Here is a 13,120-nt window from a genome sequence, read left to right as displayed (position 1 = left end):
ATTGCTCTTCTATGCCCTTTCCGCTTCCCCGCCTGCTGGCCTCGGCCGGCCTGCTGCTCATTTCCCTGCTGGCCTCGGCCCAAACGAGCCTGCCCGTTCCGCTCAGCCTGCAACGTACCTACGCCCAGGGCACCCGCGCCCAGAACGGACAGCCCGGCCCCAAGTACTGGCAGAACACGGCCGACTACGACCTCAAAGTCAGCTTCGACCCCAAAACGCGCCTGGTGGCTGGCACGGTCAATATCAGCTACGTCAACAACAGCCCCGACTCGCTGCAGCTGCTTTGGTTTAAGCTCTACCCCAACCTCTACCAGAAGGGCGCGCCCCGCTCCACGGCCTTCAAGCCCGAGGACCTGCACGACGGCGTGAAAATCTCGGCCCTGAGCGTCAACGGCCGCAGCGTGGACGTGAGCAAGCTGCGCATCGACGCCACTAATCTGCCCGTGCCGGTGAAGGCCATTGGCCCTAAGCAAACGGCCAAGGTGGCTATTACCTACTCCTACACGCTCAACAAAGGCTCCCACATGCGCACCGGCGAAATTGAGCCCGGCGCCGACTTCGTGGCCTACTTTTTCCCGCGCATTGCCGTTTACGACGACATTGACGGCTGGAACCGTTTTGCCTACAACGGCAGCCAGGAGTTCTACAACGACTTCGGCAACTTCAAGGCCGCCATTACCGTGCCCCGCAACTTCGTGGTGTGGGCCACCGGCGACCTGAAAAATGCCGACCAGGTGCTCACCAAAAAGTACGCTAAGCGCCTGGCCGACGCCGAGCAAAAGGACGCCGTGGTGCACATCATCGACGAGGGCGACCTGAAGCGCCAGGATATTACCGCCCCCAACGCCCAGAACACCTGGCTCTTTGAGGCCCGCAACGTGACGGACTTCGTCTTCGCCACCGCCGACCATTACGTCTGGCAAGCCACGAGCTTAGTAGTAGACCCGGCTACCAAGCGCCGCACCCGCGTGGATGCCGTCTATAACACCAAGCACCACGACTACAAGGAAGTTATCCACTTTGCCCGCCGCACGGTGGAGGCCATGAGCTACACGTTTCCGAAGTGGCCCTTCCCCTACGCCCACGAAACCATCTTCGACGGCCTCGACCAGATGGAATACCCGATGATGGTCAACGACAACCCCGTGGACTCGCGCGAGGACGCCATTACGCTCACCGACCACGAGATTTTCCACACGATGTTCCCGTTTTATCTGGGCATCAACGAAACCAAGTACGGCTGGATGGACGAGGGCTGGGCCACCATCGGCGAGTGGGTTATCAGCAACATCATCGACCCCAAGCTGGTGGATGAATACGGCGTGGAACCCTACGCCCGCGCCGCCGACTCCGAAAACGATTTGCCCATCATCACGCTCAGCACCCAGCAAAACGGCACGCCCTTTTTCCTTAACTCCTACCCCAAGCCCGCCATGGGCTACTACTACGTGCGGGATTTGCTCGGCGACGAGCTCTTCACCAAAGCCCTGCACAACTACATCCGGACCTGGAACGGCAAGCACCCGATGCCCTACGACTTCTTCAACTCGATGAACGAGGGTGCGGGCCAAAACCTGAACTGGTTCTGGCAGCGCTGGTTTTTCGACGGCGGCTACCCCGACCAGGCCCTGCAAAGCGTGACCAAGGAAAGCATTGTGGTGGAAGCCAAAGGCAGCAAGCCCATGCCCGTGGATTTGCTGGTCACCTACGCCGACAACACCACCCAGAAGCTGCACCGCACCATTGCCGTGTGGCAGGACGGCAGCAAGACCGTCACGGTGCCCCTGGACGGTAAGAAAGCCGTGAAGAAAGTGGTACTGGGCAGCACCTACACCCCGGATAACAGCCGCAGCAACAACGTGTGGGAGGCCCGGTAAATGCCCCGATACCTTCCTCTTACGCTGATGTCGTTGCTGCTCACGTTAATTGAATTGACGGCGTGCAGTACCGAGACTACCAGGGTAAAACCGAGCCGGGAAGCAACACTAGTACTTGCGTACGGCGCCCCAGCGGGGCGAAACGTCGGTAGTTATAGAAGCGCAGAAAGTACCCCAGCCCCAGCGGGGCGACACACTTAAGCGCAACGAGTTGTGTCGCCCCGCTGGGGCTTTGTCCTTCTTGAGCCATCTATTTCTACCGATATTCCGCCCCGCTGGGGCTTTATCCGTCAGGTTCATTACTTTACTACCGCTATCCTCTATTTCTATGGCTAATACTTACACTCAAATCCACCTGCATATCGTGTTTGCGGTGCAGAGCCGGGCGGCGCTTATTCCGACTCACCACGCCGATACTATTTACCGCTACATTACCGGCATTATCACCCAGCAGGGGCAGAAATTGCTAGCCATTAACGGAATGCCGGATCATCTGCACCTACTCATTGGCCTGCGCCCGGATAAAGCCCTGTCCGATTTGATGCGGGAGGTGAAGGCCAGCTCATCGAAGTTTATCAACGAGCAACCATGGATGACCACAAAATTTGCTTGGCAGGCTGGGTTTGGCGCTTTCTCGTATGGAGCCTCCCAATTACCGGCTGTTGTAAGGTATATCGAGCGGCAGCAGGAGCACCACGCTACGCGCACTTTTAGCGAAGAATACCGCTTGCTATTGGAACAATTTGGAGTGGACTATAATCCGCACTACCTGTTCCGGGCAGAATGAGGCACCACGCCCTATATTCTCTAATTCTGCTGCCCCGGGTTACTTCCACCGCTTCAGCCGCATAAACGCAGCACTCACCCCCCGCCGCCATGCGTCACCTGCTCACCTGTTTTGCCCTCGGTCTGCTACTCACCAGCTGCGACGGTCCGGCGGCCCGCTTCGATACGTTTGCCGTAACCCGGCCCATAAACCTGGCGCGGCAGCTAGGCTCCGAAGTAACCCTGCTGGGCCTCCAGGACACCCTGCAGCTGCGGCTCAACTTTGACCCGGGCAGCGGCACCACGCTGGTTACCCGCGCCCAGGACAGTACGGTAGTGCTCGAAGCCCGCATTTTCGCCCGGCGCGGCCTGTATTATGCCGTCGAAGACCTTAAATCGGGCTGCTGGGTGCACGCCCTACGCATCGGCAAAGGTCAGGTTCAGGGCCTGGCTACCGGCTACAAGCAAATGGAGGACCTCTCCACGCTGGTGCAGCACGGCAGCTTTCCGGAGCTGGTGCGCTACCGCAGCCTCAGCGACGACAGTATCCGCCTGCGCTTCGAGGCCCGGCCCCTGCGCCGCTTCTACCTCGCCGAGTTGGATAGTTTCCCCACGTACCGCCTGGCCCCTGCGTCGTCTGCGGTAGCGGCGGCCAAAGCTACTGCCGCCACGGCCGAACCAGACCGCCCCAGCCTCTACCCTAACCCGGCGGCCACAACGACCACGCTGCGCTGCGCCACCGCCGCCCCCCGCACCGTGCGGGTTTACAACCATACCGGCCAACTTGTTCACACTGTTGCTGCCCTAGAAGCTTACACCACGATTCCGGTACAGGACTTGCCGGCCGGGACGTATGTAGTGCGCGTAACGCAACCCGCGCAGCCAGCTTATACGACCCGGCTGCTGGTGCAGCATTAAGGTGAGTTTCGATTCAAAAAACAAAAAAGGCCCATCTGAAGCAGAAGGGCCTTTTTTACTATGGAAGCTACTTAAATTCTTACAGGTGGGCAATGGGGTCAGCGTTGCCGTCGGGGTCGTTTTTGACGGTGCCGCTGGTCGTGAAGGCTTTACCCTTCAGCAGCAGTACGCCCGCCATGTGCGGCGTGGCCATCGAGGTGCCGCTGATGGTGTTGTAGCCTCCGCTCAGCCAGGTCGATTGAATGTTGACGCCGGGCATGCAGTAGTCTACCGGCGGGTTACCAAAGTTGGAGAATGAGGCCCAGCTGTCGGTGCTGTTCATGGCCGAGATGGTGAAGATGTTAGCGCCATTCACCCGGGCCGGCGAGTGGTTGTTGGCGTTGTCGGTTTCGTTGCCGGCCGCCAGGGCGAAAAGTACGCCGCCCGCGGAAGCCCGGAGCACGGCATCATCCAGGGCCTGCGACACGCCGCCGCCCAGACTCATGTTGGCTACGTCGCCGGCTTTGCCGTTGGCGCCCACGTAGTCGACGCCGGCAATAACGCCGGAGTTGGAGCCGCTGCCCCGGGCATTGAGCACCCGCACCGCCACTACCGAAGCGTTGGCGGCCACGCCTACCACGCCAATCGTGTTGTTTTTGGCAGCAATGGTACCCGCCACGTGGGTGCCGTGCCCGTTACCGTCGTTGGGGTTGGTGTAATCGGCACCGCTGGTCAAAAACGACTTGCTGCGGGCTACGTCCACGTTCAGGTCGGGGTGGGTCAGGTCGATGCCCGTGTCAATAATCCAGGCGGTGCGGCCGGTGCCGTCACCGGTGCCCACGCGGGCAATACCGTAGGGCGTTACCTGGGCGGGCTGGGTGGTGGTGCCCCCGCCACCGGCCGTGGCCCCGGGCTTACCCAGGGAAATAACCTGGTCCTGCTCTACGTAAGCCACCCGCTCATCGGCGCGCAGCGCATTGGCTTCGGCCGCCGAGAGGGAGGCCGAGAAGCCTTTCAGGGCGTGGCCATAGGCGTAGCCCAGGGCCTCGGCGCGGGCCCCGCGCGACTTCAGGATGCCCTGGCCTACTTCCTTCACCTTCTTTACTTTTTCCGAGTAAGATTCCCCGGCGCTTAGCTCTACGGCTCCGTCCTTGAGCACCACGATGTACTGCCCGGGAATCGCGCCTTCCTCCGCTTTGGCGTCGGCAGCGGCAACGGCGCCGCTTTGGGCTACTCCCGCTTCGGCGGGCTGGGCTTCCTCTTTCGAGCAGGCGGTAAACATCGTGCTGGCGGCCAGGGCCGAAGCACTCACTAACCAAGCAAACCGGGCATTGTGTTGTTTCTTCTGCATTCTACTGGGGGTAAAAGGTGGAAAAGAAAAGAAGGCGAAGCGGTAGTAGCGGCCCAAGGGAGGTTAACACCCCAACTCAGGTAAGTTATATTCCTGCCCGCTGCTACCGATTTGCGGATTGTACGGGGCTAACTGGGTTTTGTCACAAAGGATTCCCTGGTTCATTGAAAAATTCGCAACGATATAGGACCTAAGTAGGTACGCATATCAATAAAACCACTGATTATCTGCTATAAAGCTGGCTAAGGAGATGTTTGTATATAATTATGTCAATAGGTTAAATTATATATCAGGATACAACAAAACCCTGACCTACGTACTTGACTAGGACGGTTTAGTTCTATTACCCAAGTGTAGCCGGATACAGCCCTACCCCGGCCCAAAAGTCCGGACGGCAAGCCCTGGTACGAATTCAGTATTGGGCTTCGGCCTAGTCCCAATCCCAATCCCAGTCCCAGTCTCAGTTGGGGTATGGAAAAGCAAACTCTTGCGCGGGGTTCCGTTCTCAGGCCGCTTCCCGACTCCCTGGTTAGGCTGGCAGCCCGGGAAGTTCTACCTTTGCCCGCAGTGATGGGTCGCCCCACCGCGGCAACGGAGGCAACTCCGGCGACGAGGAAAGTCCGGGCAACGCAGAGCACCCTGCTTCCTAACGGGAAGGACTGGCGCGCGTAAAGCAACCCAGGACAGCCAGTGCCACAGAAAAGTACCGCCAGATGGCGAAGTTGTCAGTTGCTCGTTGTTAGTTGTTAGCTCGTTCTAGCAACCGAATAACGGACAACTATAAACTGACAACTTCACCTTTGGTAAGGGTGAAAAGGTGCGGTAAGAGCGCACCAGCGGCTGGGTGACCAGGCCGGCTGGGTAAACCTCAGGGGTTGAAAGACCAAATAAGCTGGTACGCACGTCCTTCGGGAGGTGCACCGGGCGGCTCGTCCGGCGCCAGCGGGTAGGTTGATGGAGCCTTTCCGCGAGGACTGGCCTAGATAAATGGTGGGGCCGCTTCTGCTCGCAGGGGCGGACAAAACCCGGCTTACAGACTCATCACCGGCTTCACAAACGGCCGCCGCAGCTTCGGGTGCGGCGGCCGTTTTGGCGTTCGGGCCCGGCCAATCAATTCCTCACGGTCTTCCAACGATTGTTTTTAAGCCCTGAGGAATCCTCCCGGTCCGCAAACAATCGTTGGAAGACCGTGAGGATTCCTCAAGGCCTATATTTTTTTGTTTTTGCCCTGTGAGGATTCCTCAGGGCCTATATTTTTTTGTTTTTGGGCCGTGAGGATTCCTCACGGCTCGAAACCAATCGTTGGAAGACGGTGAGGATTCCTCACGGCTTAAAAACAAATGGTTTCGGGCAGGGAGAATATTGCCGGCCCGGTACTACACGAGCCAGCAGCGCTACGGGGCGCTACGGTCCCTTCCTACCGTTTTTCCCGTACGTCTACACTGTGCGGCTCACTCTTTTCGTTACATTCGCTCCCCTACACCTCTTTCAACCCCATGCCCAGAATCCTGATAATTGACGACGAGAAAGCCATCCGGAACACGCTGAAGGAGATTCTGGAGTACGAGAGCTACACCGTCGACCAGGCCGAGGACGGCCCTACCGGCCTCGATATGCTCATCAAGAACAAGTACGACGTGGTGCTCTGCGACATCAAGATGCCCAAAATGGACGGCATCGAGGTGCTGGAGCGGGCCCAGATTGCCGCCCCCGACGCCGCCTTTATCATGGTTTCGGCCCACGGCAACATCGATACCGCCGTGGATGCCACCAAGAAGGGCGCGTTCGACTTCATCCAGAAGCCGCCGGACCTGAACCGCCTGCTGGTGACCGTGCGCAACGCCCTGGACCGCACCAAGCTGGTGACCGAAACCAAGACCCTCAAGAAGAAGATTGCCAAAAGCTCGGAAATGGTGGGCTCCTCGCCCGAGCTCGAAGCCGTGCGCAAGCAGATTGCTAAAGTAGCCCCCACCGACGCCCGCGTGCTGATTACGGGGCCCAACGGCGCCGGCAAGGAAATGGTAGCCCGGCAGCTGCACGAGCTCAGCAACCGGGCCTCGGGGCCGATGGTGGAAGTCAACTGCGCCGCCATTCCGTCGGAGCTGATTGAGAGTGAGCTGTTCGGCCACGAGAAAGGCTCGTTCACCTCGGCCGTGAAGCAGCGCATCGGCAAGTTTGAGCAGGCCGATGGTGGCACGCTCTTCCTCGATGAAATCGGCGACATGAGCCTCTCGGCCCAGGCCAAGGTGCTGCGCGCCCTGCAGGAAAACAAGATTACCCGGGTGGGCGGCGAAAAGGAAATTTCGGTGAACGTGCGCGTTATTGCGGCCACCAACAAGGATTTGCAGCAGGAAATTGCCGACCGCAACTTCCGGGAAGACCTCTACCACCGCCTCTCGGTTATCCTGATCAAAGTGCCGGCCCTCAACGACCGGCGCGACGACATCGGCGACCTGGTGCAGCGCTTCCTGCAGGATATTGCCCGCGACTACGGCGACAAGCCCAAGAAAATCGACGACAAGGCCCTGGCCTACCTCAAGGGCCTCGACTGGCGCGGCAACATCCGGGAGTTGCGCAACGTGGTGGAGCGCCTCATCATCATGAGCGACGACACCATCACCGAAGCCGACGCCAAAGCCTTTGCCGGCAAGTAACTAGTTTTTCAACCTCTGATTGTGAGCTACCGACCTTGCTTTGCAGCAGGTTAGTAGCTCACAATTTTATGTAGGCGGGTTGCCCGCTCTCGATGGATAGAGCTTCGAAAGCTTCGTTGGTACTCCGCTACCATTGGCTGCTGTTTGCCTTTCTACTTCTTGCCGGGATTGTAGGGCAGCTAATCAGGTATCCGTCTTCCCTCACTGACCACAGAAACAGGTATGTATTCATGGGAATACACGGGGCGGTATTCCTCCTGTTTGTGGCGGCTACCTACCTGCGAAAAAAGGAGCTTTGGTACGTAGTTATCAGCGTTATACTAGTGAAAATTATCCGCCTGTATATGTTCTTTATAATGAATAAGGATGACGTAATGTACTGGCCGTTTCATAATGAGCATTACGCTAGCTTGCTGAAGCTAGCAGGTAAGTGGGGCTACTTACTGAGTGAGCTTTTCTTTGGCAACAACATTATCAGCCTCATTTTTCTGTCGGTGCTCTACGTCTATTGGCTAAGTGGCTGTCATCTAGCGTTAGTCGACTTGGCCGAGGCCTCGCCCCGGGTTTTTGTGGGCAGCAAGACGCACCCCGACAGCTAAGACACGCGGAATTTATTTACGCAAAAGCCCCCTCCTACCGCGTGTAGGAGGGGGCTTTTGCGTAGGGAGTTCTTGCTTGTTCCTTCAGTTACAAAACTCCTTTTACTTCATAAACTTCCGGGCCAGCTCGGGGGTCATCAGCCAGCACTCGGTGGCCTGGCCCAGCAGGCGGTAGCGGTTGTTGGCCACGAGGGTGTAGCAGGCGTCACGCAGGGCCCGGGGCAGCACTACGCCCAGACTCAGCAGCTTCCAGGGGAAACCCAGCTCCCAGCCGATGCGCATCACGGCATCCGACTTGGTCCAGGCCTGCAGCTCGTCATCCACCAGCACGATGGTCGACAGCGCGGCCGGGGCCAGGCCGTGGTGGCCCAGCAGGCGCTGCCCGGTTTCGGACTGCAGCGTGGCAAAGGTGAACTGGTTGGCCGCGTCGTGCCGGATGACAAACTGCACGAAGCCATTGCAGAGGTTACAAACTCCATCGAACAGAATAACCATAGTCGGGCGCTGAAGAGGTGAGAAAATGCGGCTGAAGCTCCTGCTGCTCGGGGCTAACCGCCGCACAGCTCAGCGGCCTACCAGCCCGAGCGGGTTGGGGCTGCCGCCGCGAAAAGAGCGGTTAGGCGCTTTACCTAAAGCAACATTACATTCTTTAGTGCCGCCCGCACAGATTATTACACCAAGGCGGACTTTCTAAGGACCAACCCCCACTCTTCGGGTCTGCCGCCGGGGCTACACCATCTGGTTGCAGCCGCGCACATCCGAATTGTCGAGGCGGCCCAGCACCTCGAACGAGCCATCCGGGTACTGGCGGGCCAAATCCTTGGTTTCGATAAAGGCGCAGGAATCAACGTTGGCCAGGTCGATGACGTTGATGGCACCGTCGGGGCGGGTGGCCGATACGGCGAACGGGTCGGCGGGGTCGCGCAGCAGCACGCGCAACGGGGCGGGACAGTGGAAGCGGCCGTTACCAAGGCTGTAGGCCTGGGACAGCAGCTCGGTCATGCCGTACTCGGAGTGAATACCGGCCGGCCCGAAGGCCTGCTGCAGCTCGGCGTGCAGCTCCTCCCGAATCATTTCGCGGCGCCGGCCCTTCATGCCCCCGGTTTCGAGCACCGTCAGGCCCTGCAGCTCGGGCGCGGAACCGTACTCGGCCGCCAAGTCCAGCAGGGCATACGACACGCCAATGAGCATGACGCGGCGCGTAGGATCCTGTTTGGCCGCGGCCAGCGCCTGTAGCAGGGCGGCGTGGTCGTGCAGAAAAAAGGCGGGCTGCGCCTGGCCCGACTCCCGGGCAAAGTACTCCACCATGGCCACCAGCGACGAATGCCCCTGTTCGAGGTAGGACGGCAGCAGGGCCAGAAACGTCCACTCCCGCAGGGGCCGGCCGTACACCTGCTCGAAGATGCGGGCGGCATTGCGGCGGTAGAGCTGCGGGTCGCGCAGCAAGTGGCGGCTGCGCTGCTGCTGGGTGGTTCCGCTGCTCAGGAACACTTCCCGGGGCTCCCACTCGGCCGGCGCGGTGCGCACCTCGTGGGTTTTGAAGAACTCGATGGGCAGGAAGGGAATGTCGGTGAGGCGGGTAATGGCTTCGGGCTGGCGGCCCAGGCTCTGCAGCCACTGCTGGTAGGGCGGGCAGTGCTGGGCTTGGTGGCGAAACAGCCGCAGGGCCGCCGCCTCAAACGTGGCAGCCGTCAAGGTCGGCAGCGTCAGGATAAATTCGTCGCGGAAACTCATTGGGCGGCGGTGTGGTTAGCGAAATAGTATAACAAACCCGGCGGCACTTCGTTGAGAAGTTGTACCTTCCTGCCCTGGGTACGCCCCTCGTTTTGGACCTCTACTGCTGCTTTCTATGACCATGTTTCGTACGCTGAAAATTGGCGCTGCCGCTGCGGCAGCAGGCACCGCCGGCTTGCTGACATCTTGCTTGCAGGCGCCGGACTACCCCACCACGCCGCACATTGATTTCAAGGAGGTGCAGGCCAAGCGCTACACGTTCGGGGGGGGCCAAACGCCGGTCGATACGGTGCGCATCACGATTGACTTTACCGACGGCGACGGGGACCTGGGTCTGAGCCCCGACGAAAAGCAGGCACCTTATAACCCGGCCGACGCCAACGGCAATTATAACCGCACCACCGACAACTACTTCATTACGGCCTACAAGCGCAGCAATGCCAACCTGCCCTTCGAGCCCGTAGTGACGGGCAGCGCCCAGGGCTACAACAGCCGCTTTCCGAAGCTCTTTAGTACCGATGCCAAGCCCGGGCCCCTCAAAGGTAGCCTCACCCTGACGCTGCCCTTCTTTCTGGGGAGCCCCTTCCGCCCCGGCGACGAGGTCCGCTTCGACGTAAGCATTATGGACCGCGCCCTGAATGAGAGCAACAAGATTACCACTTCCAGCTACGTGGTCCAGAAGCCCTAACGGCGCTTGATACCCCTACAAAAAAGCCGGCCGGACGCTCAGCATCCGGCCGGCTTTTTGGTTTGCCGGGATTAGTAAATGGCCGGAAAACGCTTGGGGTCGGCCTCGTGCATGAGCTCGTAGACGGCGTCGAACACGTCTTCGGCGTTGGGTTTGCTGAAATAGTCGCCGTCGGAGCCGTAGGGAGGGCGGTGGGCCTGGGCCGCGAGGCAGCGGGGCTGGGAGTCGAGGAAGCGGTAGGCCTGCTGCTCGTCGAGCACGTGCTGCATCATGTAGGCCGTGGCCCCGCCGGGTACGTCTTCGTCGGCAAACAGCACCCGGTTGGTTTTGCGCAGGCTGTCGGCAATGACGTGGTCAATGTCGAAGGGCAGCAGGGACTGCACGTCGATAATTTCCACCGAGATACCCACTTCGGCCAGCTGCCGGGCCGCGTCCTGCACAATGCGGCACATCGAGCCGTAAGTGACGATGGTAATATCAGAGCCTTCCTGCAGGATTTCGGGCACGCCCAGGGGCAGGGTAAATTCGCCCACGTTCTGCGGAATCCGCTCCTTGAGGCGGTAACCGTTCAGGCACTCAATTACCAGGGCCGGCTCGTCGGAGCGTAGCAGCGTGTTGTAGAAGCCCGCGGCCTGGGTCATGTCGCGCGGTACCAGCACGTGCATACCCCGGATGCTACTCAGAATCATGCCAATGGGCGAGCCGGAGTGCCACACGCCCTCGAGCCGGTGGCCGCGGGTGCGCACAATCAGCGGGGCCTTCTGCCCGCCCTTGGTGCGGTACTGCAGGCAGGCCACATCGTCCGACAAAATCTGGATGGCGTAGAGCAGATAGTCCAGGTACTGAATTTCGGTGATGGGCCGCAGGCCGCGCAACGCGGCCCCAATGCCCTGCCCCACGATGGTGCACTCCCGAATCCCGGTATCCGTCACGCGCAGCTCGCCGAATTTGTCCTGCAAGCCGGCAAAGGCCTGGTTTACGTCCCCGATTTTGCCCACGTCCTCGCCGATGGCAAAGATGGTCGGGTCGCGGCGGAAATTGGCCTCAAAGCAAGCCTGCAGCACTTCCCGGCCGTCGACCTGGGGCGCATCGGGGGCAAATACGGCGGGCACGGCTCCCATATTGAGGGCCGCCTGCTCACTCTGGCTGTAAAGGTAGGAGTTGTAGCGGTCGGCGTTTTCGGCCAGGGCCTGCTCCAGGTGGTTTTGCAGGCTGCGGCGGGCTCCGCTGCGGGTGTCGCGCACCAGGCGCAGGGCCCGCTTGATGGTACGCACAATGTCGGCGCGGATGGGCGTGGGGTTGTGGCGCAGCTGCTCCACCATCTCGTGGAGGCGGTTTTCCTCCCCGGTTTCGGCCACCAGCTTTTCCAGCAGGGCCACGGCTTCGTCGCGCTCCTGCTTGATGGGGTTGAAGAAAGCATCCCAGGCGGCCACGCGGGCCTTTTTCACCACATCCTTGGTTTCGTTCTCAATCTGGTCGAGCTCCTCAGCCGTGGCGTGGCCTTCGCTGAGTAGCCACTCGCGCATCTTGAGCAGGCAGTCGTGGGCTTCTTCCCAGCTCAGGCGCTCCTTGCTCTTGTACCGCTCGTGGGAGCCGGAAGTGGAGTGGCCCTGGGGCTGGGTAACTTCCGTGACGTGAATCAGCACGGGCACATGCTCGCGGCGGCACACCTCGGCGGCCCGCAGGTACGTGTCGACCAAAGCCGGGTAGTCCCAGCCTTTGACCACGAAAATCTCGAAGCCCTGCTCGCCGGGGGCGTTGCGCTGGAAGCCGGCCAGAATTTCGCTGATGCTTTGCTTGGTGGTCTGGTACTCGGCGGGCACCGAAATGCCGTAGTGGTCGTCCCAAACCGAAATCAGCATCGGAATCTGGAGCACGCCGGCGGCGTTGATGGCCTCGAAGAACATGCCCTCCGAGGTGCTGGCGTTGCCGATGGTGCCGAAGGCAACTTCGTTGCCGTTCACCGAAAACTGGGTCAGTTCGCGCAGCTCGGGGTTTTGGCGGTAGAGCTTGGAGGCGTAGGCCAGGCCCACGAGGCGGGGCATCTGGCCGGCGGTGGGCGAAATATCGGCCGAGGAATTTTTGAGCTCCGCCAGGTTTTTGAAGTTGCCGTCCTCGTCGAGCAGACGGGTGGCGAAGTGGCCGTTCATGGCGCGGCCAGCGGTAGCGGGCTCGGCTTCCACGTCGGGGTTGGCGTAGAGTTGGGCAAAGTACTCCTGCAGGCTCAGCTCACCGGCAGCCAGCATGAAGGTCTGGTCGCGGTAGTAGCCCGAGCGGAAGTCGCCGGGCTGAAAGGCGCGGGCCATGGCCAGCTGGGGCAGCTCTTTGCCGTCGCCGAAGATGCCGAACTTGGCTTTGCCCATGAACACTTCCTTACGACCGGCCAGGGAGGCCTGCCGGCTTTCCCAGCCCAGCCGGTAGTCGCGGAGCAATTCTTCTTTGCTTAGGGCGGCGGCGGCCGCTACGAGGGGTTCAGCAGTGGGCATAGGAAAAGGAAGTAGGCGGGAATTGGAGGCAAAAAATCGGGGTGGGAACGAAGGCCGGCCGGAGCAGGC

10 protein-coding genes and 1 other RNA gene are annotated in these 13,120 nt (G+C 60.3%); 7 read left to right on the top strand and 4 right to left on the bottom strand.

All coding sequences use genetic code 11. The annotated features are described in order from the left end of the window. Nucleotides 1-11: 11 nt before the first annotated feature. From CLV45_RS05335 to CLV45_RS05325, 3 genes are all read left to right on the top strand, one after another. Nucleotides 12-1,877: a M1 family metallopeptidase gene (locus tag CLV45_RS05335; protein ID WP_100335349.1), complete on the top strand. Its 1,866-nt coding sequence runs from the start codon at nucleotides 12-14 to the stop codon at nucleotides 1,875-1,877. Nucleotides 1,878-2,205: 328 nt separating this feature from the next. After that, nucleotides 2,206-2,664, top strand: a complete 459-nt coding sequence (gene tnpA, locus CLV45_RS05330) for an IS200/IS605 family transposase (RefSeq protein ID WP_100335348.1) — start codon at nucleotides 2,206-2,208, stop codon at nucleotides 2,662-2,664. An 89-nt stretch (nucleotides 2,665-2,753) separates the two neighbouring features. Continuing rightward, a complete protein-coding gene (locus CLV45_RS05325; protein ID WP_100335347.1) occupies nucleotides 2,754-3,560 on the top strand; it encodes a T9SS type A sorting domain-containing protein in 807 nt (268 codons plus the stop codon). A 79-nt stretch (nucleotides 3,561-3,639) separates the two neighbouring features. Here CLV45_RS05325 and CLV45_RS05320 read toward each other — a convergent pair whose 3' ends face one another. After that, nucleotides 3,640-4,890, bottom strand: a complete 1,251-nt coding sequence (locus tag CLV45_RS05320) for a S8 family serine peptidase (protein ID WP_245882692.1) — start codon at nucleotides 4,888-4,890, stop codon at nucleotides 3,640-3,642. 567 nt (nucleotides 4,891-5,457) lie between these two features. On the opposite strand from CLV45_RS05320, the gene rnpB reads away from it, so the two are divergent. The 3 genes from rnpB (at nucleotide 5,458) to CLV45_RS24825 (ending at nucleotide 8,143) form a co-directional block, all read left to right on the top strand. Then, nucleotides 5,458-5,939, top strand: an RNA gene (rnpB, locus tag CLV45_RS05315) — RNase P RNA component class A. A 447-nt stretch (nucleotides 5,940-6,386) separates the two neighbouring features. Then, nucleotides 6,387-7,544, top strand: coding sequence for a sigma-54-dependent transcriptional regulator (locus CLV45_RS05310; protein ID WP_100335346.1), 1,158 nt, complete (start codon nucleotides 6,387-6,389; stop codon nucleotides 7,542-7,544). A gap of 344 nt (nucleotides 7,545-7,888) precedes the next feature. Further along, a complete protein-coding gene (locus CLV45_RS24825) occupies nucleotides 7,889-8,143 on the top strand; it encodes a hypothetical protein (RefSeq protein ID WP_157807307.1) in 255 nt (84 codons plus the stop codon). 102 nt (nucleotides 8,144-8,245) lie between these two features. Here CLV45_RS24825 and CLV45_RS05300 read toward each other — a convergent pair whose 3' ends face one another. After that, nucleotides 8,246-8,638: a thiol-disulfide oxidoreductase DCC family protein gene (locus tag CLV45_RS05300; RefSeq protein ID WP_100335344.1), complete on the bottom strand. Its 393-nt coding sequence runs from the start codon at nucleotides 8,636-8,638 to the stop codon at nucleotides 8,246-8,248. Between the two features lie 234 nt (nucleotides 8,639-8,872). Further along, nucleotides 8,873-9,877, bottom strand: coding sequence for a long-chain-fatty-acid--protein ligase (locus CLV45_RS05295; RefSeq protein ID WP_100335343.1), 1,005 nt, complete (start codon nucleotides 9,875-9,877; stop codon nucleotides 8,873-8,875). Between the two features lie 121 nt (nucleotides 9,878-9,998). On the opposite strand from CLV45_RS05295, the gene CLV45_RS05290 reads away from it, so the two are divergent. Continuing rightward, nucleotides 9,999-10,565 (top strand): hypothetical protein, encoded by a 567-nt coding sequence (locus CLV45_RS05290; protein ID WP_157807306.1) that lies wholly within the window; start codon nucleotides 9,999-10,001, stop codon nucleotides 10,563-10,565. Nucleotides 10,566-10,636: 71 nt separating this feature from the next. Here the strand turns inward: CLV45_RS05290 and CLV45_RS05285 are convergent, their stop codons facing one another. Then, nucleotides 10,637-13,051 carry an alpha-ketoacid dehydrogenase subunit alpha/beta gene (locus CLV45_RS05285; RefSeq protein ID WP_100335341.1) on the bottom strand — a complete coding sequence of 805 codons (2,415 nt, stop codon included), beginning with the start codon at nucleotides 13,049-13,051 and terminating at the stop codon, nucleotides 10,637-10,639. Nucleotides 13,052-13,120: the final 69 nt, after the last annotated feature.

The organism is Hymenobacter chitinivorans DSM 11115 (assembly GCF_002797555.1).
Lineage (GTDB): Bacteria > Bacteroidota > Bacteroidia > Cytophagales > Hymenobacteraceae > Hymenobacter > Hymenobacter chitinivorans.
This window is presented reverse-complemented; position numbering and strand designations above follow the sequence as displayed.